Origin of the sequence: Mycolicibacterium insubricum (assembly GCF_010731615.1) — a bacterium.
Lineage (GTDB): Bacteria > Actinomycetota > Actinomycetes > Mycobacteriales > Mycobacteriaceae > Mycobacterium > Mycobacterium insubricum.
In genome coordinates this window covers 2,260,673-2,279,280 of record NZ_AP022618.1, presented here as the reverse complement: position 1 = coordinate 2,279,280, position 18,608 = coordinate 2,260,673, and the positions used below count along the sequence as shown (strand labels likewise).

Here is an 18,608-nt window from a genome sequence, read left to right as displayed (position 1 = left end):
GCCATCCCTACGGGCCCGATCCGATCGCCCGGACTCGCTTCAGCAGCTCCCGGTCCGGCGGCTGATAGAACGACAGCACCGCGTGCTGGCAGCCGGCTTCGGCGTAGCCGGTCAGCTTTGCGAGCTCGGCGTCGACCTGCCCCGGATCCTGCGGGTGCAGGAAGATCTGGACGGAGCGACGGATCTGGCTGGGGTCACGGTCGACCTCAGCGCAGGCCTCGTCGAGGGCAGCGCTGGTAGTAGCCCAATCCGCGGCCCCGGAGCTGGGCATATTCCACTCGTCGGCGTGCTTGGCGATGACGCGCAGCATCTTCGGTTTACCGCCACCGATGACGATCGGCGGGTGCGGCCGTTGCCGGGGCTTTGGGTTGGCGATGGCGTCCTGCAGCGTGAAGAACCGACCCCGGTGGGTGACAGAATCCTCGGTCCACAGCCGCCGGATCACCGCCAGCGCCTCATCGAGCATCTCGACTCGCTCGCCCGGGCTGGGGAATTCGATGCCATAGCCGCGGTGCTCATCCTCGTGCCAACCGGCGCCGATCCCGAAGTCCAGGCGCCCGCCGGACATGTGGTCGACGGTGACGGCCATCTTCGCCAGCAGCCCTGGGTTGCGGTAGGTCACCGAGCTCACCAGGCAGCCGACTCGTGCACGGGTGGTCAGCGTGGCCATCGCGGCCAGGGTGGTCCAGGCTTCCAGCGTTGGTTGCTGCGGATCCACCAGGCCGTAGAAATGGTCATAGTTCCAGACTCCGTGGAAACCCAGTTCGTCGGCGTCCCGCCAGAAACGGTCCAGCACCGGGTAGTCGAAAGTGGGCGCCAGCTTCGCCGAGATCAACATGGTCGGAATCTACGCGCCTCGACGCAAACGAGAACCCAGATCCGGTTGGCCTTAAACCTTCCTTCGTTCCCGCTCCCCCATCAACGCAACTTTGACGACATCGAACGCCATGCCCTGGCTGTAGCCGCGGCGGGCCAGCATGCCGACCAGGCGGCGGGTGACCTTGACGTCGTCGCCGTCGGCCAGGGATTCCCGCTGCAGCCGGGTGGCCACCAGTTCCTCGGCCCGCCGCCGTTCCGAGTCGGTGTCGACGTCGGCCAGGGTGGCATCGATGATCTCGGCGTCGACGCCCTTGTTACGCAGTTCGACGGCCAGTGCCCGTTTTCCCTTGCCGGCATTGAGTTGTCGCGACCGCACCCATTCCCGCGCGAACTCGGCGTCGTCGAGCAGACCGGCCTTGGCGAGCCGGCCCAGCACGACGTCGATCACGTCCTCGGTATAGCCGCGCTGGGTCAGCCGTTCGGTGAGCTCGCCGCGAGTGCGCGCCCGGGCCGTGAGCAGGCGCAGACTGTAGGACTGCGCCTGCGCCACCCGCCCGGCGGGTTCGGCGAGCGGTGTAGTTCCGCGAGCACGAGGCCCGCCGCCGACTGCACCGGCGGGTTCGGCGAGCGGTGTAGTTCCGCGAGCACGAGGCCCGCCGCCGACCTCGCCGGGCTCACCGACTTCTGGCGACTCAGAAGTCGACGGGCGCCGGTGCCGGGTCATCGGTCAGCTCGTCGCCCAGCACCGCCCCGATACCGAGCTTCTCCTTGATCTTCTTCTCGATCTCGTCGGCGATCTCGGGGTTGGTCAGCAGGTAGCCGCGGGCGTTCTCCTTGCCCTGGCCCAGCTGCTCGCCGTCGTAGGTGTACCAGGATCCCGACTTGCGGATGAAGCCCTGGTCAACACCCATGTCGATCAGCGAGCCCTCCTTGGAGATGCCCTTGCCGTACAGGATGTCGAACTCGGCCTGCTTGAACGGCGGGCTGACCTTGTTCTTGACGATCTTGACCCGGGTGCGGTTACCGACCGCGTCAGTGCCGTCCTTGAGGGTCTCGATGCGACGGACGTCCATCCGGACCGAGGCGTAGAACTTCAACGCCTTTCCGCCAGTGGTCGTTTCGGGCGAGTTGTGCACCATGACGCCGTCCACGAAGTAGTTGTGATTGCCCTCCACCTCGATGTCGAACCGGTTCATCGAACGAGTCTGCGGCTTGACATGGATATCGAGCACCCGCGCCGGCACCAGCCGCTGCGAGGCCGGCACGAACTGCGGCTCGACGGTGCCGAGCCCACGGAAACGCGGCAGCAGCTTGTACTCCATGGACGGAGCCATATACGGTGCCACCAGCTCCTGGAACTTGGCCGTCGCCGCGGTGGAGAACACCAGCACCGCCTTGCCCGCGGCACCGGCCGAGCGCAGCCGGACGTCGAGTCCGTGGGTGTCGCACAGGTAATCCCGCAACCGTTCCCGTGAACCTTCGCTCATCGCCTCGACACAGATCTCGATCCGGCCGCTACCGCCCGCGGTGCGCTGCTGCAGTCCCTTGGACCGCACGGTGAAGGACCCGTCGTCCATGTACCAGACGGCCAGCGCGAGCGGGGTCAGCGCCTTCAGGTAGTCCTCGGACAAGAACTTCTTGCCGTCACCCAGATACACCGCACGCTGCAATTCGCCGAGTTCCGGCAGCGGGGTGAAGTCGGCGAACCGGGCGCCCTTGTCGTTCTCCCGGACTGAATGCTTGATATTGCCCAGCAGACCGGTCTTCCAGTCCAGGTAGTCGGCCTGGCGGGCACCGTGGCCCATCCGGAACCGAACGCCGTTGCGGCCGCGCAGGTTCGGCGACAGATTGCCGTCACCCATCAGCGAACCCAGGATCACCTGGAACTGCTGGTCGCTGAGCAGATGCGGCTCGGCGGCCAGCACTCGGTCCCCGGCGATGATGTCACCGGCCTCGGTCCAGCCGGCCGGAGTGCGGATGAGGTGGTTCGGGGTGGCCGCGAACTGCGAACGGCCGTTGCCGCCGGACTTCTCGACGGTGAACTGCAGGAACTGTTCGGCCGGTCCGTTGTTGAACCAGTTGACGACCCGCCGGGGCACGATCTGGTCGGTGACCGGGTCGTAGGACATCACCTCGACGTCCATCTTCTGGTTGACGATCTTGCCGATCTTCTCGGAGGTCCCGTCCGACAGCTGCACCCGGGTGCCATAGGCAAAGCATCCGAACATCACCCCGATTTTTTCTCGGAGCTGGTTGATGAAGATCGCGGTGGTGCCCGAATTGCTCAGGGCGCCGGTCATTTTGCGCAGCGCCTGGCTCATCAGGCGGGCCTGCAGACCGACGTGACTGTCGCCCATCTCGCCCTCGATCTCGGCGCGGGGCACCAGCGCGGCCACCGAGTCGATGACCAGGATGTCCAGGGCGCCGGAGCGGATCAGCATGTCCGCGATCTCCAGGGCCTGCTCACCGGTGTCCGGCTGGGAAACCAGCAGGGCATCGGTGTCCACACCGAGCGCCCGGGCGTACTCCGGGTCCAGCGCGTGCTCGGCGTCGATGAACGCCGCGATGCCGCCGGCGGCCTGGGCGTTGGCCACCGCGTGCAGGGCGACGGTGGTCTTACCCGAGGATTCCGGGCCGTAGATCTCGACGACGCGGCCGCGCGGCAGGCCACCGATGCCCAGTGCCACATCGAGGGCGATCGATCCGGTCGGGATGACGGCGATCGGCTGGTGGGCTTCCTCGCCGAGGCGCATCACCGAGCCCTTGCCGAAGTTCTTCTCGATCTGGGCCATCGCCAATTCGAGGGCCTTTGCGCGATCCGGTGCCTGTTGCGCCATGGTGATTACCTCTCCAGGAGTTGTGGTCGGTGACCGTTTTCGGTCGGTTGCTTGTCAAGTTAGACCGAGCCACCGACAAATCCGTTCCCTCGATCGCCCACCACTTTAGCGAACAGATGTTCGATGGCAAGCAGGCGCGCCGGAGACACGCCGAACAACCACCCAGCCGCTCACCCCGGGCAGCGTCACCACTGTTCTCGCGGCACCCGCACCCTCCGACCAGCCACGTGCCCACTCATCTTGGGCCATGTCACCACTGTTCCCGAGGCACCTCGAAATCGGCACACAGCGCCCGCCAGACGTCGCGCGGCTCCACCCCGGCCGCCACGGCTTGGGCCGCGGTACGACCGTCGAGCGACGATAAAACGTGGTCGACCAGCATCGATGCTCCCCTGGCGCGGCCGAACTGGGCGTAGACGAGTTCGTGGAATTCGGTCAGGCGCACCCGACCAACCTACTCAGGCCGCCACGGTGATGGGCAGCGACACCGCCGTCGCGGCCGACCCCGACCGGGCCGTTTCCGGATCGGTGATCGTGACGTTGACCTTGGCGGCGCCGCCGGTCACCGGATACTGCTGCTCGGCGTCCAGCCGGATCCGCAGCCGGTAGGTCACGGTCGATCCGGCGGCCAGGTCGAACGCCGGCACCACCGGTTGGCCCAGGAAGTCGGTGCCGCCGGCCTCCCTGACATAGGGCACCGCCGACCAGGTACCCGTCGCCGGGTCGAGCATCTCCATCGAACCGGTCGCCATCATCTTCTGCGGATGCGTCGTGCAGCTGCAATGACCCAGCGAGACGACCACACCGATCTGGGTGACGGCCTCCGGCCCGGTGTTGGTCACGGTGACGGTCAGCGGCAACGCGGCTCCACCGGGAAACAGCGGTTCACCACCGCCGGAAATCTGGACCGAGATATCGCCCTGCGCCCCGCCCATCGTCGCTGTGCCGGTCACGGTCACCGAGGTCGGCGTCGTCGACGGGGGCGGGGCCACCGAGGTCGGCGCGGCCGCTGTCGTCGACGACGCCGTCGCGGTGGGTGCCACCGGCTGATCCTGCCTGGCCGGCCCCGAGCACCCGGCCAGCAGCAGAATCGCCGCCAGCGCACCCAGCACCGTCCGCGATCCCCCACCGTTCATCACTGCGCTCCCGTCCCCCGCCGCCGACGACGCGTCAGATCCGGTCTACCCGATCCGCGACGCCGGCGTCCACACTCCGTTCCAGACAACGGAACTACACCTGTCGGAGCACCTCGACGGGGTCGGCGACCTCGGTGCGCCCGGCCGCGGCCGCGCGCGCGGCCTCCCGGTAGCGCGGCGACCCCAGCACCGCGGCGACCGCGGCGACCAGCGCCTCGCCGGTCACCGGCCGGACCAGCTCGGCGCTGCCCTGACGCACCACCCGGTTGGCGATCTCCCACTGGTCGCCACCACCGGGTACCAACACCATCGGCACCCCGGCCAGCAGCGACTTGGCGACGATCCCGTGTCCGCTGCCGCAGATCAGCACGTCGGCGTGGCTCAGCAGCTCGTCCTGGCGACCCAATCCGGCGACCGCCCACGACGGCAGGTCCAGCTCCGGGCCGGACAGCCGGGACACCGCGATCCGGGCCCCCTCGGGCAGTGTGGCCCCGGGGATCAGTGTGTCGAGCGCCAGTTCGGCCAGCCCAACGGTGCCGGTCGTCGCGGTCGACGGCGCCACCACCACCAGCGGACCGTCACCGGGCGGCGGGGTCAACACCGCGTCGGTCGGCTCGAAATGCAGCGGCCCGACGACCACCGCCTCCGCCGGCCAGTCCGGGCGCGGCACCTCCAACGCGGGCAGGGTGGCAATCAGCCGGCGGGCCGGACCCGGATCACGCGCGGGTAGCCCGATACCGGCCCGCGCCGCGCCGCGCTGGCGCTCGCCGTCGGCCAGCGACCGGGCGGTCAGCGCCCGCATGACCGTGTCGCGCAGCCGGCCGCGCAGGCCGGTACCCGGGGCCAGGCCGCTGCCGATCGGCGGCAGGCCCCTCGACGGCAGATACAGCGGGTGCGGGCTGAGCTCGGCCCACGGCAGGCCGAGCAGTTCCGCGGCCATCCCGCCGCACACGGTGATCACGTCGGACACCACCAGATCCGGGTTCAGGTCCCGGATCACCGGCACGTTGAGCACCGCCATCCGCGCCGCGCGCTGGTGGATCTTGGCGCCGTCGTCGGCGTCGTCATCGTCGTCGGTGGCGTCCAGGCCGAGCAGTTCCACCGCGGGGATACCGGCGTCGCGGGCGGTGTCCAGCCAGGACCGCCCGGTCAGCAGGGTCGGGAGGTGACCGGCGGCTTGCAGCCGCAGGCACAGGGCCAGCGCCGGGAACGCGTGTCCGGGATCGGGGCCGGCGACCACCGGCACGCGCAACGGCGCACTTTCTGCCACCGCATCACCTTAAGGTGGGTCCCATGAGCACCCCGCAGGACCTCACCGCCACGAACTCCGCCATCGCGAACGCCAACATCGCCGCCGTCGACGACTTCCTGTGCGCCCTGCGGGACAAGGATCTCGATATCGCCGCGGATCTGCTGGACGACGACATCGTCTACGAGAACGTCGGATTCTCCCGGATCCGCGGTGCCCGCCGGGTGATGAAGGTGTTCGCCGCGATGAACCACCCCGCCCTCGGTTTCGACGTGCGGATCCACCGCAGTGCCACCGACGGCGACACGGTGATGAACGAGCGCACCGATCTGCTGCGGTTCGGGCCGGTGCAGCTGACGTTCTGGGTATGCGGGGTGTTCGAGGTGCACGACGGGAAGATCACCCTGTGGCGGGACTATTTCGACATGCTGGACATGACCAAGGCGCTCTTGCGCGGGCTGGTCGGCGCCGTCATTCCGGCACTGCGGCCCCGCCTGTAAGCCGGGAGGTTAGGCTCCGCGCAGTTCGCCCAGCTGTTCGAACGCGTCCGCCCAGCCCTGCATGCGATCGGTGGCGTCGGTGAGCGCGCCGCGGTAGCGCTGGGCCTCGATGACCGACGCGGTCAGCACCGGCCCGGACGTCGACCCGGCGTTCGTCGCGGCCACCAGCTGCGCCGCCGCCGTCACCATCTCGTTGTACTGTCTGACACCGGCGCCGAGCTGGGCGGTGTAGGCGTTGATCGTCGGCGCCAGAAACTCGCGGCCGGCGGGGCTGGCCTCGGCGGCCCGCTCCATCGACACCACCTCGGCGGCGGTGCCGGCCATGGCCGCGGCCGCGTGGTTGGCCGCGGCGGTCAGCTCGGCCAGCTCCCCGGCCGGTAGCAACTCACCGCGCTCGATCACCGCCAGCAGGGAGAACAGTCCGCGCTCGGACGCGCCGAGGGCGTACATCGCCGGACGGGCGGCCGAGCCGTGCGGCGGCAGCCGGCGGCTGGAGGCCGGGCGCGGGGCGGGCAGCGGAATCGTGCGGAGCCGGCGCAGCCGCAGGAAGGCCAGGGTCGCCGGGAACGCCAACAGCGCGGCCGGGACCGCGGTGATCGGCAGCATCCACGGCGGGGTGTCCCAGATCGCCATCAGCACCGTCACGCCCATCATCACCACGGAGGCGATGGTGAACAACGCGCCGATCCACAGCGCATACCGACGCTTGCGGACCAGCCGGCCGCGCGGATCGGCGATCGCCCGCAGCGTGAACGCGGCCGCGTCGGCGGCCTGGCTGGCGGCGTCCACGCCGCGCTGAACCAGACCCCGGAAACCCCGCGGCGGCGCCCCGTCGGACATCACTGCCCCAGCGGCTTCTCCGGAACGGCTCCCTGCTGCGGCGCAACAGGGGTGGCCGCGGGGGCGCCGGCGGCGCCCGAGGGCAGCGCCTCACCGCGCATCGAGGCGCGGATCTGTTCGAGCCGGGAATGGCCGGCCATCTGCACACTGGCCTGCTGGACCTCCAGCATCCGGCCCTGCACCGAGTTCTGCGCCAGCTCGGCCTCACCCATCGCGGTGGCGTAGCGGCGCTCGATCTTCTCCCGCACCTCGTCGAGGCTCGGCGTGTTGCCGGGGGCGGCGAGCTCGCTCATGGACCGCAGCGACGAGCTGACCTGCTCCTGCATCTTGGCCTGCTCCAGCTGGGAGAGCAGCTTGGTGCGCTCGGCGATCCGCTGCTGCAGCACCATCGCGTTCTGCTCGACGGCCTTCTTGGCCTGGGTGGCCGCACCGAGGGCCTGATCGTGCAGCGCCTTGAGATCCTCGACGCTCTGCTCGGCGGTGACCAGCTGAGCGGCGAATGCCTCCGCGGCGTTGGTGTACTCGGTGGCGCGGGCGACGTCACCGGCGGCCGTGGCCTGGTCGGCCAACGTCAGCGCCTGACGAACATTGGCCTGCAACTTCTCAATGTCGGCGAGCTGGCGGTTGAGCCGCATCTCCAGCTGGCGCTGATTGCCGATCACCTGGGCCGCCTGCTGGGTCAGCGCCTGATGCTGCCGCTGCGCGTCCTCGATGGCCTGCTGGATCTGCACCTTGGGATCGGCGTGCTCGTCGATCTTCGAGTTGAACAGCGCCATCAGGTAGCGCCATCCCTTGACGAACGGATTGGCCATGACTTCGCTCCGCCTTCGATATCGATTGTGCGCGGCACTCGGTGTGGTCCACCGGTCCGGTCTCGTACTGCAAACCCTATCGCCTCGATGGGGGTGCGTCAGGTAGGACCGCTTCGCGTGGACGGGGACCATCAGGCTCGACCACCACGCCTGACACCTCCTCGCGGAAACTACACCGCTCGTCGGGTCAGGCTCGACCACCACGCCTGACACCTCCTCGCGGAAACTACACCGCTCGTCGGGTCAGGCGACGGCCATCGACACGACGGGCGGGATCACCACCTTGGTGGCCGGATCGATATGCCCGGTGACCGGGGCCACCGGCGCCTCGGTGCGGCTCATCCGCAGTCCCGCGTCGATCAACACCCGCGACAGCGGCACGTCCAGCGCCAGGCAGATCGCGCCGAGCAGTTCGCTGGAGGCCTCCTTTCGGCCGCGCTCTACCTCGGACAGATAGCCCAGGCTGACCCGCGCGGAGTCGGAGACCTCGCGCAGGGTGCGTCCCTGCGCGGTGCGGGTGCGGCGCAGCTCGTCGCCGATAACCTCACGCAAAAGTGCCGTCACGCGGGATTCTCCTTCGTATAACGCAGCGTCCGTCGGACCGCGGTGTTCAACCTTCAACGTCGACGGCACTCGGATTGGTTCCCGGCACCGCCTCGCCAGTCTCCGGATCGGTCGGCGGGCTGCGCAGCGCCGACACCAGATAGTCGATCCCGGTGACCACCGTCAGCACGATCGCGATCCACATGACCACCCAGGCGACCGTCGTCCAGGGGTGCGGCCAGTCGTGCAGCGGCAGCACGAACAAACCGATGGCGACCGACTGAACGAGGGTCTTGAGCTTTCCGCCCCGGCTGGCCGGGATGACCCCGCGGTGCAGTACCGCGAACCGCAGCAGCGTGACGCCGATCTCCCGGGCCAGGATAACCGCGGTCACCCACCAGGGCAGGTCGCCCAGGATCGACAGGCCGATCAGCGCCGATCCGATCAGCATTTTGTCGGCGATCGGGTCGGCCAGCTTGCCGAACTCGGTCTCCATGTCGAAGTTGCGGGCGATCTCGCCGTCCACTCGGTCGGTGACGATGGCGATCGCGAAGATCGCGAAGGCGACGATCCGGCTGGTCACGGCGTGCCCGCCGTCGGCGAACAGCGCCAGCACGAACACCGGAACCAGGGCCAGCCGCACGCCGGTCAGCACGTTGGCCGGGTTCAACACCGGTACGCGGCGCGCCGGTTCTCCGGCGGGTGGTTGTCCCGACACCGGCTCAGGATATCGGTTGGCGCCGCGCAGACCCGCAGCCGATACGCTTGCGTCGTGGAACCGCGGGCCGACGCTGTGCAGGTGCGACGGGCGCGCACCCCCGATGTCCCGGCGATCAAACGCCTGGTCGACATCTACGCCGGCAAGATCCTGCTGGAGAAGAACCTGGTCACCCTCTACGAATCCGTGCAGGAGTTCTGGGTGGCCGAGCTCGAAGGCGCGGTGGTCGGTTGCGGGGCTTTGCACGTGCTGTGGGCCGACCTCGGCGAGGTGCGCACCGTCGCGGTCGACCCGTCGGTCAAGGGGCACGGGGTGGGACACGCGATCGTCAGCAGGTTGCTGCAGGTGGCCCGGGACCTGGAGTTGCAGCGGCTGTTCGTGTTGACCTTCGAGACCGATTTCTTCGGCCGGCACGGTTTCGCCGAGATCGACGGCACCCCGGTCACCGCCGAGGTCTACGAGGAGATGTGCCGCTCCTATGACATCGGCGTCGCCGAGTTCCTGGATCTGAGCTACGTCAAGCCCAATATCCTGGGCAATACGCGGATGCTGCTGGTCCTGTAGCCGCCGTCTACACCGGGATCGCTAGAAGTCCGATTCGCCGTCCATATCGCCGAAGCCGGCCCCGCCGGCGTCGGAACCGCCGCGGACCAGTGCCAGGGTGCCGGCCAGCTCGTCGGGCTTGACCAGCACCTCGCGCGCCTTGGATCCCTCCGAAGGCCCGACGATGCCGCGGGTCTCCATCAGGTCCATCAGCCGGCCGGCCTTGGCGAAACCGACGCGCAGCTTGCGCTGCAGCATCGACGTCGACCCGAACTGCGACGACACCACGAGCTCGACGGCCTGTAGCAGCACGTCCATGTCGTCGCCGATGTCGCTGTCGATCTCCCGCTTGTCGACGGTCTTGACGGTGACGCCCTCGGTGTACTGCGGCTCGGCCTGGGCCTTGGTGAACGCGACGATCGCCTGGATCTCGTCGTCGCTGACGAAGGCGCCCTGGACGCGGATCGGCTTGGGCGCCTCCGACGGCTGGAACAGCCCGTCGCCCTTGCCGATCAGCTTCTCGGCGCCGACCTGGTCCAGGATGACCCGCGAGTTGGTGGCGTTGGTGACGCCGAACGCCATGCGCGAGGGCACGTTGGCCTTGATCAGGCCGGTGACCACCGACACCACCGGCTGCTGGGTGGCCAGCACCAGGTGAATGCCCGCGGCGCGGGCCTTCTGGGTGATCCGGACGATGGCGTCCTCGATGTCGCGCGGGGCGGTCATCATCAGGTCCGCCAGCTCGTCGACCACGCACAGGATGTACGGGTAGGGCTTGTAGACCCGTTCGCTGCCCAGCGGCGCGGTGATCGCCCCGGAGCGCACCTTCTTGTTGAAGTCGTCGATGTGCCGCACCCCGGACGCACTCATGTCCTGGTAGCGCTGCTCCATCTCCTCGACCAGCCAGGCCAGCGCGGCGGCGGCCTTCTTCGGGTCGGTGATGACCGGCGTGATCAGGTGCGGGATGCCCTGGTACGGCGGGAACTCGACCATCTTGGGGTCGATCAGGATCAGCCGCACCTCATCAGGCGTGGCGCGCTGCAGCAGCGACACCAGCATCGAGTTGATGAAGCTGGACTTACCCGAGCCGGTGGATCCGGCGACCAGCAGGTGCGGCATCTTGGCCAGGTTGTAGCTGACGAAGTGGCCTTCGACGTCCTTGCCGATGCCGAACACCATCGGGTGGTGGTCCTTGCGGGTGCTGGGCGCGCTGAGCACGTCCTTGAGCCGCACCATCTCCCGGTCCCGGTTGGGCACCTCGATGCCGACGGCGGATTTGCCGGGGATGGGGGCCAGCAGGCGGATGCTCTCGCTGGCCACCGCGTAGGCCAGGTTGCGCTGCAGCTGGGTGAACCGCTCGACGCGCACGCCCGGGCCCAGTTCGATCTCGTAGCGGGTGACCGTGGGGCCGCGCTGGAACCCGGTGACGGTCGCGTCGACCTTGAACTGGGCCAGCACCTCCTGAATGGACTCGATCAGCCGGTCGTTGTCGCGGCCGACGCGCTTGGGCGGATCGCCCTCGGCCAGCAGTTCCATCGGCGGCAGGGTGTAGGGGCCGTCGATGACCCGGTCCAGCGCCTTGGCGTCGATGACGGGTTCGGTGACCGCATCGGGTTCGGCCGCCTTGACCGCCCTGGCGGGCTTGCGCCGGGGCGCGCGCTTGGCCGGCTCCTCGACCGGGTAGTTGTCGGCGGGGCTGCCGGCCGACCAGGGCGAATCCTCGCCGTAGGCGGCCGGGTTGTCACCGTCGCCGTAGGCGGCCGGGTTGTCACCGTCGCCGTAGGCGGCCGGGTTGTCGTAGTAGCCGTCGGAGAAGTCGTCGGGCTGATTGCGGCGCGGCAGTTCCCGGGTGGGGGCGTCGGCGCCGCGGGGGCGCCGGGTACGACGGGTCGGTGCGTCGTCGGCGACGGCCGCCACGTCGTCGACGTCGTCGTACTCGTCGTAGCCGTCCGCGTCGTAGTCACCGTCGTAGTCGTCCCAGTCGTCCCGGCCGAGGCGCGCGGTGAACATCTCGCGCAGGGTGTGCGGGATTTCGCCGATGGTGGTGCCGCTGATCAGCAGCAGGCCGAAGACCCCCGCGAGGAACAACAGCGGCGCGGCCAGCCAGACCGTCAGCCCGTCCGACAGCGGGCCACCGATGGCGAACCCGACGAATCCGCCGCCGTGGCGGCGCGCGACCGGATCGGCGGGCGACCCGGCCCACAGGTGCCAGAGGCCGAGCACGGCCAGAGCGACCATCGCCGCCCCCAAGATCACCCGGGGCCGGGCCTCCGGGTGAGGTTCGGTGCGCATCACCGTGATGGCGATGGCGGCCAGGGCGATGGGCAGCAGCACCACCGCCGCGCCGACGACGGTGCGCAGCGCGGTGTCAAGCCAGCCGCCGACGGGACGGGCGGCGTCGAACCAGGAACCCGCGGCGATCACTCCGGACAGTGCCAGCAGGGCCAGCGCGATGCCGTCGCGGCGGTGCCCGGTCTCGATGTCCCGCGCCTGGCCGACCGAGCGGACCGTGCGACCGGTGCCACGGGCCAGCATCAGCCAGGTGGCCCGCCCGGCGCGGCCGACCGCCTGGCCCGCGCTGCCGACGACGGAACCCTGCGGGGCCGGTCGGCGCGCGGGTGGCTTGCGCGGCGCGGGGCGCTTGCCCTTCGCGTTCGCGCTGGAGCCGGACCGGGGACGCGCCCCTGACCTGCTCGTTTTGCTGCCGGTACGGGCGGCGGTCTTACTTGGCATGTCGGTCAGCCTAGTCGCATCTGTCCCGTCAGCACCATCTGCAACAAGGGTCACAGGCCGGGCCGAAACCACTTCGTTATGCAGTCCGATACCCCGCCGCGACCCCGGCACGTTCTAGGGTGAGGTTGACCACATCCGCCGGCCCCCAGGAGCACAACGCATGCCCGTCGTCATCGTCGCCACCATGACCGCCCAACCGGAGAAGGTCGACGAGGTCCGCGCGGCCTGTCTGGCCGCCGTCGCGGAGGTCCACAACGAGCCCGGCTGCCAGCTCTACTCCGTGCACCAGAACGACAACACGTTCGTGTTCGTCGAGCAGTGGGTCGACGAGGATGCCGTCAAGACGCACAGTTCCGCCCCGGCAATCGGCACCCTGTTCGGGGCAATCGGCGGGCTGCTCGAGGGTGCGCCGGACATCAAGATGCTGGCCCCGCTCGGCGGCGGCGATCCGGCCAAGGGGCTGCTGCGAGGCTGAGCCGTGGGTGACCTCAGCGGAAAGACCGCCTTCATCACCGGCGCCGCCCGCGGCCAAGGGCGCGCCCACGCGCTGCGCCTGGCCTCCGCCGGTGCCGACATCATCGCCGTCGACCTGTGCGCACAGATCGACTCGGTGCCCTACCCGCTGGCCACCGCCGACGACCTGTCCGTCACGGTCGCCCTCGTCGAGGAGACCGGGTCGCGGATCGTCGCGCGGACGGCCGACGTCCGCGACCGCGCGAGCCTCAAGGAGGCGCTGCGCGCCGGCACCGATGCACTCGGCGACCGGCTCGACATCGTCATCGCCAACGCCGGAATCGCACCGATGGCCGCCGAGAACGCCTGGCAGGACGTCATCGACGTGAACCTGACCGGGGTCTACCACACCGTCGACGTCGCCATGCGGCCGATGGTCAAGTACGGCAACGGCGGGTCCATCGTGTTGACCAGTTCGGTGGCCGGGCTGGTCGGCATCGGCGGTCCGATGGCCGGCTCGATCGGCTACACGGCGGCCAAACACGGCATCGTCGGGCTGATGCGCAACTACGCGAATCTGCTGGCGCAGCACAATATCCGGGTCAACTCGTTGCATCCCGCCGGGGTGAACACCCCGATGATCGACAACGAGTTCACCCGGTCCTGGCTCGACGGGCTGGCCCAGCAGTCCCAGGGCGGACCCGATATGGGCAACGCGTTGCCGGTACAGACGCTGGATCCCGAGGACATCGCCAACGCGGCCTACTATTTGGTGTCCGACGCCGGCCGCTACGTCACCGGCGTCGCGCTACCCGTCGACGCCGGCTACACCAACAAGCGCTGAGAGGCCCACCGGTGCCCACCAATGTCACCGCCCAGACCGCCTACGGGCCGATGGTTTTGGCTGCGGTGGAGCACAACCAGCCACCGGCGCGCCGGCTGGTCGACGACGACCTGGCCGCCGCGTTCCTGCCCGCGCGGCTGCGCATGGCGGTCGCGGCGACCCGAGTCGGCTGGGTCCGTGAGGCGGCGGTCGCGGCGGTCGAGCGGTCCGGGCCGGGATTGTGGGCGTCCATCGCCTGCCGCAAACGGCTGATCGATGACCGGGTGTCGGATCCGTTCAACTCCTTCGACGCCGTCGTGGTGCTGGGCGCCGGCTTCGACACCCGCGCCTACCGGATCGCCCGGCATTCCGATCTTCCGGTGTTCGAGGTGGATCAACAGGTCAACATCGAACTCAAGGCCGAGGTGGTGCGCCGGGTGCTGGGCGCCCAACCGGAGTCGGTGCGCCTGATCGCGACCGACCTGGAGCACGACGACATCTGGGATTGCCTGACCGACAACAAGTTCCGGGCCCGCTACCGCACCCTGTTCATCGCCGAGGGACTCACCCAGTATCTCTCCCCCGCCGCCGTCACCGCCCTGTTCGACCGGCTGTCGGCCGCCGCACCCGGCAGCCAGCTGATCTTCAGCTACGTCCGCCAGGACTTCATCGACGGCGAGAACCGCTACGGCGCCGAGTCGCTGTACCGGCGCTTCCGGGAACGGGCGCAGGTGTGGCAAACCGGTTTCGTGCCGGAGCACCTCGGCGATGTGCTGCACGAGCACGGCTGGCGGCTGTCCGAACAGGCCGGCCCCGGCTATTACCGCGACACCTATATCCGCCCGACCGGACGCGACCTGACCGCCTCGCAGATCGAGTGGACCGCCGTCGCCGAGCGAACCTAAGCACCTGGAGTTCTTGCGACACGAGCAGGGGCCTTATCAGGGTCGATGGCTACCAGTACCGTGGCCGGCTGCCCGTCGACCGGCCAAGAAGAAACGGGTTGCACAGAACCGTGCGACCGGCGCATCGGGAGTGCACTGGGCCGGGTCGACGGCGGCGAAACCGTCACCTGGTGGAGCATGCGACCGTAGCGGCGACCCTCAGCTCTGGATATTGCCCGCGGCCACGACAGCGCTCACCGTGACGGACCTACCTAAATCTCGATGACCGTCGGGACGATCATCGGCTGGCGCCGGTAGACCTCGCCGACCCACTTGCCGACGGTACGGCGCGCCACCTGGGCGATGCGCACCGGGTCGGTGACGTTGTCGCCCACCAGGTTTGCCAGCTCCGCCTCGACCTTGCGCGCCGCCGACTCCAGCGCCTTCGGGTCCTCGGAGAAGCCGCGGGAGTGCAGATGCGCCGGGCCCATCGGCTTGCCGGTGCCGCGCTGCACGACGACGGTGACCGCGATGAACCCGGAGCTCAGGATCAGCCGCTCGCCGAGCGTCGCATCACCGACGTCACCGGTGATCAGACCGTCGACGAACATCTTGCCGACCGGCACCGCGCCGGAGATCGACGCGACTCCGCCGACCAGGTCCACGCTCACCCCGTTCGGCGCGATGACGATGTTCTCCTCGGGCACCCCGGTGCCGGCGGCGAGTTTGGCGTTCGCCCGCAGGTGCCGCCAGGTGCCGTGCACCGGCATGACGTTGCGCGGGCGCACCCCGTTGTAGAGGAACAGCAGTTCCCCGGAGTAGGCGTGGCCGGAGACGTGCACCCGGACCTGGTTGTTGGTGACCACCCGGGCGCCGATCTTGGCCAGCGCGTCGATCACCCCGTAGACCGCCTCCTCGTTGCCGGGAATCAGCGAGGAGCTCAGGATGATCAGGTCGCCGTCGGTCAGCGTGATGCTGCGGTGCTCGCCGCGCGACATCCGGCTCAGTGCAGCCATCGGCTCGCCCTGGGTCCCGGTGGTGATCAGCACCACCTTGTCGGCCGGCATCATCTCGGCGGCACCGATATCCATCACGCTGGCGTCGTCGACCGTCAGGAAGCCCAGGTCACGGGCGATCGCCATATTGCGCACCATGGAGCGGCCGACGAAGGACACCTTGCGGCCCAGGGCGACCGCCGCGTCGACGATCTGTTGCACCCGATCGACGTTCGATGCGAAGCAGGCCACGATCACCCGGCCCTCGGCGCCGCGGATCAGCCGGTGCAGGTTGGGGCCGATCTCGCTTTCCGACGGGCCGACGCCGGGAATCTCGGCGTTGGTCGAATCGCACAGGAACAGATCCACCCCGGCGTCGCCGAGCCGCGACATGCCGGGCAGGTCGGTGGGGCGGCCGTCCAGCGGCAACTGGTCAAGCTTGATGTCACCGGTGTGCAAGACGGTGCCCGCTCCGGTGTGGATCGCGATCGCCAAGGCGTCCGGGATGGAGTGATTGACCGCGAAGTACTCGCACTCGAAGACCCCGTGGGTGCTGCGCTGCCCCTCGGCGACCTGCACGAACACCGGCTTGATGCGGTGCTCGCGACACTTGGCGGCGACCAGCGCGCAGGTGAATTTCGAACCGACGACCGGGATGTCGGGGCGCAGTTTCAACAGGAACGGGATGGCCCCGATGTGGTCCTCGTGCGCGTGGGTGAGCACCAGGGCCTCGACGTCATCGAGCCGGTTCTCGATGTGCCGCAGATCCGGCAGGATCAGGTCGACGCCGGGTTCGTCGTGGGTGGGGAACAGTACCCCGCAGTCGATGATGAGCAGTCGGCCCAGGTGCTCGAAAACCGTCATGTTGCGGCCGATTTCGCTGATCCCGCCCAAGGCGGTGACCCGCAGGCCACCGTCGGGCAGCGGCCCCGGCGGTGCCAGGTCGGTATGCGCGGCAGTACTCATCGACGATCCCTTCAGCCGAGTACGCCGGCGGCCTGCATATCGCGGGCCAGCTCGGTGATCTGTTCGGCGGTGGCCGGCATCTGCGGCAGTCGCGGGTCACCGGTCTCGATGCCGATCAACCGCAGGGCGGCCTTGGACATCGTCACGCCGCCGAGCCGGTTCTGCGCCTCGGTCAGCGGCGCAAGCGTCGCCTGGCATTTGCGGGCCGTCGCCAGGTCGCCGGAGTGGAAGGCGTTGAGCATCTCGCGCAGCTGCCCGGCCGCGACGTGACCCCACACGCTGATGAACCCGGTGGCACCCATCGCCAGCCAGGGCAGGTTGAGCGCGTCGTCGCCGGAGTAGTAGAGCAAGCCGGTCTCGGCCATGATCAGCGCGCCGCCAGGCAGGTCGCCCTTGGCGTCCTTGATCGCCACAATGTTCGGGTGGAAAGCCAACTCGCGGATGGTTTCCCAGGCGATCGGGATCGATGAACGCGGCGGGATGTCATAGAGCACGTTGGGCAGGTCGGTGGCGTCCGCGACGGCGGTGAAATGCGCGATGAGGCCCGACTGGGGCGGTTTCGAGTAGTACGGGGTCACCACGAGCAGCCCGTGCGCGCCGGCGGCGGCGCTGGCCTTGGCCAGTTTGACGCTGTGGGCGGTGTCGTTGCTACCCGCGCCGGCGATGATCCGCGCCCGGTCCCCGACGGCGTCGAGCACCGCGGTCAGCAACTCGATCTTCTCCTCGTCGGTGGTGGTGGGCGATTCGCCGGTGGTCCCGGAGACCACCAGCCCGTCGCAGCCCGTATCCACTAGGTGGGTGGCCACCTTCTTGGCGGCGTCGAGGTCCAGCGATCCATCGGAGGCGAACGGCGTCACCATGGCCGTCAGGACGGTTCCCAATCGGGCGCTCTCGCCCGCCACGCCCGCGCGCGCGCCGACGTCGAATCCGCTGGTAGTCACGCGCTACAGATTACCCGTGACCACCGCAGGGTCCGCCGTCGCCCGGCTCAGGCTTCGGTGGCCAGCGGGCTGGTGGCGACCTCGGTCCCGTCGTTCAGCGTGGCGATCTGGAAGTCACCGAAGACCGCCGGCGCCAGGGCGGCGAGTTCCCGCAGGCAGGCGATGGCCAGCCGGCGCATTTCCAGGTCCGCGTGCTCGCTGGCCCGCACCGCGATGAAGTGTCGCCACGCGCGGTAGTTGCCGGTGACCACCATGCGGGTCTCGGTGGCGTACGGCAGCACCGACCGGGCAGCCTGGCGGGCCTGCTTCTGGCGCAGCCGCGCTGACGGGTCACCGGCCAGTTTGGCGTCGAGGCGATCCAGCAGTTCGGTGTAGACCCGGTGGCTGGCATCGGCCGCGTCGGCCAGCAGCCCCTCCAGTTCGGGGTCACCGGCAATCCCCGGCGGCACGACGATCTGGGCGTCGGGTTCGGCGACGTAGCGCTGGGACAGCTCGGAGAAGGACAGGTGCCGGTGTCGGACGAGTTCGTGCCCGCAGGACCGGGACAGGCCGGTGATGTAGAAACTCGCGGTGGCATGCTCCAGGACCGCCAGATGCCCGACGTCGATGAGATGCCGCAGGTAGTCGGCGTTGTCGGCGGTACGCGGATTCGTCTTGTCCCAGGCCTGGTAGCAGGCGCGCCCGGCGAACTCCAGCAGCGCCGCGCCGCCGTCGACGTCGGTGCTCCACAGCACCGACTCGGGCGCGGTGAACTCGGTCTTTGCGATCAGCTGCACACGCAGCGGCGCGGTTTCGGCCACCGGGGCAGCCTAGCGC

At 69.2% G+C, this 18,608-nt stretch carries 19 protein-coding genes; 5 read left to right on the top strand and 14 right to left on the bottom strand.

Annotated elements, in window-relative coordinates; translation table 11 throughout:
* Positions 1-7: 7 nt before the first annotated feature.
* From G6N16_RS10920 to G6N16_RS10895, 6 genes are all read right to left on the bottom strand, one after another.
* Entirely contained in the window at positions 8-838 is an 831-nt protein-coding gene (locus G6N16_RS10920; protein WP_083029613.1) for an LLM class F420-dependent oxidoreductase, read from the bottom strand.
* Between the two features lie 51 nt (positions 839-889).
* Positions 890-1,543 (bottom strand): regulatory protein RecX, encoded by a 654-nt coding sequence (locus tag G6N16_RS10915; RefSeq protein ID WP_083029612.1) that lies wholly within the window; start codon positions 1,541-1,543, stop codon positions 890-892.
* Positions 1,512-3,656 carry an intein-containing recombinase RecA gene (gene recA / locus G6N16_RS10910; RefSeq protein WP_083029611.1) on the bottom strand — a complete coding sequence of 715 codons (2,145 nt, stop codon included), beginning with the start codon at positions 3,654-3,656 and terminating at the stop codon, positions 1,512-1,514. The genes G6N16_RS10915 and recA overlap by 32 nt, the downstream gene beginning before the upstream one ends.
* A gap of 250 nt (positions 3,657-3,906) precedes the next feature.
* Positions 3,907-4,101, bottom strand: a complete 195-nt coding sequence (locus G6N16_RS10905) for a DUF3046 domain-containing protein (RefSeq protein WP_083029610.1) — start codon at positions 4,099-4,101, stop codon at positions 3,907-3,909.
* Positions 4,102-4,114: 13 nt separating this feature from the next.
* The gene (locus G6N16_RS10900) at positions 4,115-4,792 is read right to left on the bottom strand and encodes a hypothetical protein (protein WP_133052887.1); all 678 of its coding nucleotides are present in this window, start codon (positions 4,790-4,792) and stop codon (positions 4,115-4,117) included.
* A gap of 94 nt (positions 4,793-4,886) precedes the next feature.
* Positions 4,887-6,044 (bottom strand): glycosyltransferase, encoded by a 1,158-nt coding sequence (locus G6N16_RS10895; RefSeq protein ID WP_083029608.1) that lies wholly within the window; start codon positions 6,042-6,044, stop codon positions 4,887-4,889.
* Between the two features lie 41 nt (positions 6,045-6,085).
* On the opposite strand from G6N16_RS10895, the gene G6N16_RS10890 reads away from it, so the two are divergent.
* Entirely contained in the window at positions 6,086-6,541 is a 456-nt protein-coding gene (locus tag G6N16_RS10890) for a limonene-1,2-epoxide hydrolase family protein (protein WP_083029607.1), read from the top strand.
* 9 nt (positions 6,542-6,550) lie between these two features.
* Here the strand turns inward: G6N16_RS10890 and pspM are convergent, their stop codons facing one another.
* From pspM to pgsA, 4 genes are all read right to left on the bottom strand, one after another.
* Complete coding sequence (pspM, locus tag G6N16_RS10885; RefSeq protein WP_407663634.1) at positions 6,551-7,384, bottom strand: phage shock envelope stress response protein PspM; 834 nt, start codon at positions 7,382-7,384, stop codon at positions 6,551-6,553.
* On the bottom strand, positions 7,381-8,193 hold the full coding sequence (gene pspA, locus G6N16_RS10880; RefSeq protein WP_083029605.1) for a phage shock protein PspA: 813 nt from the start codon (positions 8,191-8,193) through the stop codon (positions 7,381-7,383). Before pspA ends, pspM begins: the two co-directional genes overlap by 4 nt.
* Before the next feature lie 243 nt (positions 8,194-8,436).
* A complete protein-coding gene (clgR, locus tag G6N16_RS10875; RefSeq protein ID WP_083029604.1) occupies positions 8,437-8,757 on the bottom strand; it encodes a transcriptional regulator ClgR in 321 nt (106 codons plus the stop codon).
* Positions 8,758-8,803: 46 nt separating this feature from the next.
* Complete coding sequence (gene pgsA / locus G6N16_RS10870) at positions 8,804-9,454, bottom strand: CDP-diacylglycerol--glycerol-3-phosphate 3-phosphatidyltransferase (RefSeq protein ID WP_197913102.1); 651 nt, start codon at positions 9,452-9,454, stop codon at positions 8,804-8,806.
* Positions 9,455-9,508: 54 nt separating this feature from the next.
* Here pgsA and G6N16_RS10865 point away from each other — a divergent pair, with 54 nt between their 5' ends.
* Positions 9,509-10,018 carry an amino-acid N-acetyltransferase gene (locus G6N16_RS10865; protein ID WP_083029681.1) on the top strand — a complete coding sequence of 170 codons (510 nt, stop codon included), beginning with the start codon at positions 9,509-9,511 and terminating at the stop codon, positions 10,016-10,018.
* Positions 10,019-10,039: 21 nt separating this feature from the next.
* Here the strand turns inward: G6N16_RS10865 and G6N16_RS10860 are convergent, their stop codons facing one another.
* Entirely contained in the window at positions 10,040-12,730 is a 2,691-nt protein-coding gene (locus G6N16_RS10860) for an FtsK/SpoIIIE family DNA translocase (RefSeq protein ID WP_179961196.1), read from the bottom strand.
* 160 nt (positions 12,731-12,890) lie between these two features.
* Between G6N16_RS10860 and G6N16_RS10855 the strand changes: the two genes are divergently transcribed.
* The 3 genes from G6N16_RS10855 to G6N16_RS10845 are packed head-to-tail and all read left to right on the top strand — an operon-like array spanning position 12,891 to position 14,911.
* Positions 12,891-13,205, top strand: coding sequence for a putative quinol monooxygenase (locus G6N16_RS10855; RefSeq protein WP_083029602.1), 315 nt, complete (start codon positions 12,891-12,893; stop codon positions 13,203-13,205).
* Positions 13,206-13,208: 3 nt separating this feature from the next.
* Positions 13,209-14,027 carry a mycofactocin-coupled SDR family oxidoreductase gene (locus tag G6N16_RS10850; protein WP_083029601.1) on the top strand — a complete coding sequence of 273 codons (819 nt, stop codon included), beginning with the start codon at positions 13,209-13,211 and terminating at the stop codon, positions 14,025-14,027.
* Between the two features lie 11 nt (positions 14,028-14,038).
* Positions 14,039-14,911 (top strand): SAM-dependent methyltransferase, encoded by an 873-nt coding sequence (locus G6N16_RS10845; RefSeq protein WP_083029600.1) that lies wholly within the window; start codon positions 14,039-14,041, stop codon positions 14,909-14,911.
* Positions 14,912-15,162: 251 nt separating this feature from the next.
* Here the strand turns inward: G6N16_RS10845 and G6N16_RS10840 are convergent, their stop codons facing one another.
* Genes G6N16_RS10840 through thyX form a run of 3 tightly spaced genes read right to left on the bottom strand, consistent with a single transcriptional unit; the run spans position 15,163 to position 18,592 of the window.
* The gene (locus G6N16_RS10840) at positions 15,163-16,851 is read right to left on the bottom strand and encodes a ribonuclease J (protein ID WP_083029599.1); all 1,689 of its coding nucleotides are present in this window, start codon (positions 16,849-16,851) and stop codon (positions 15,163-15,165) included.
* Between the two features lie 11 nt (positions 16,852-16,862).
* Entirely contained in the window at positions 16,863-17,792 is a 930-nt protein-coding gene (dapA, locus tag G6N16_RS10835; protein WP_083029598.1) for a 4-hydroxy-tetrahydrodipicolinate synthase, read from the bottom strand.
* Between the two features lie 47 nt (positions 17,793-17,839).
* Positions 17,840-18,592: an FAD-dependent thymidylate synthase gene (gene thyX / locus G6N16_RS10830; RefSeq protein WP_083029597.1), complete on the bottom strand. Its 753-nt coding sequence runs from the start codon at positions 18,590-18,592 to the stop codon at positions 17,840-17,842.
* Positions 18,593-18,608: the final 16 nt, after the last annotated feature.

What these genes read in the sequence shown, in the direction of transcription:
- recA (WP_083029611.1), bottom strand. Translation starts at nt 3,656, where the DNA reads ATGGCGCAACAGGCACCGGATCGCGCAAAGGCCCTCGAATTGGCGATG.
- G6N16_RS10920 (WP_083029613.1), bottom strand. Translation starts at nt 838, where the DNA reads ATGTTGATCTCGGCGAAGCTGGCGCCCACTTTCGACTACCCGGTGCTG.
- G6N16_RS10915 (WP_083029612.1), bottom strand. Translation starts at nt 1,543, where the DNA reads ATGACCCGGCACCGGCGCCCGTCGACTTCTGAGTCGCCAGAAGTCGGT.
- pspA (WP_083029605.1), bottom strand. Translation starts at nt 8,193, where the DNA reads ATGGCCAATCCGTTCGTCAAGGGATGGCGCTACCTGATGGCGCTGTTC.
- G6N16_RS10840 (WP_083029599.1), bottom strand. Translation starts at nt 16,851, where the DNA reads ATGAGTACTGCCGCGCATACCGACCTGGCACCGCCGGGGCCGCTGCCC.
- G6N16_RS10860 (WP_179961196.1), bottom strand. Translation starts at nt 12,730, where the DNA reads ATGCCAAGTAAGACCGCCGCCCGTACCGGCAGCAAAACGAGCAGGTCA.
- G6N16_RS10890 (WP_083029607.1), top strand. Translation starts at nt 6,086, where the DNA reads ATGAGCACCCCGCAGGACCTCACCGCCACGAACTCCGCCATCGCGAAC.
- G6N16_RS10855 (WP_083029602.1), top strand. Translation starts at nt 12,891, where the DNA reads ATGCCCGTCGTCATCGTCGCCACCATGACCGCCCAACCGGAGAAGGTC.
- G6N16_RS10900 (WP_133052887.1), bottom strand. Translation starts at nt 4,792, where the DNA reads ATGAACGGTGGGGGATCGCGGACGGTGCTGGGTGCGCTGGCGGCGATT.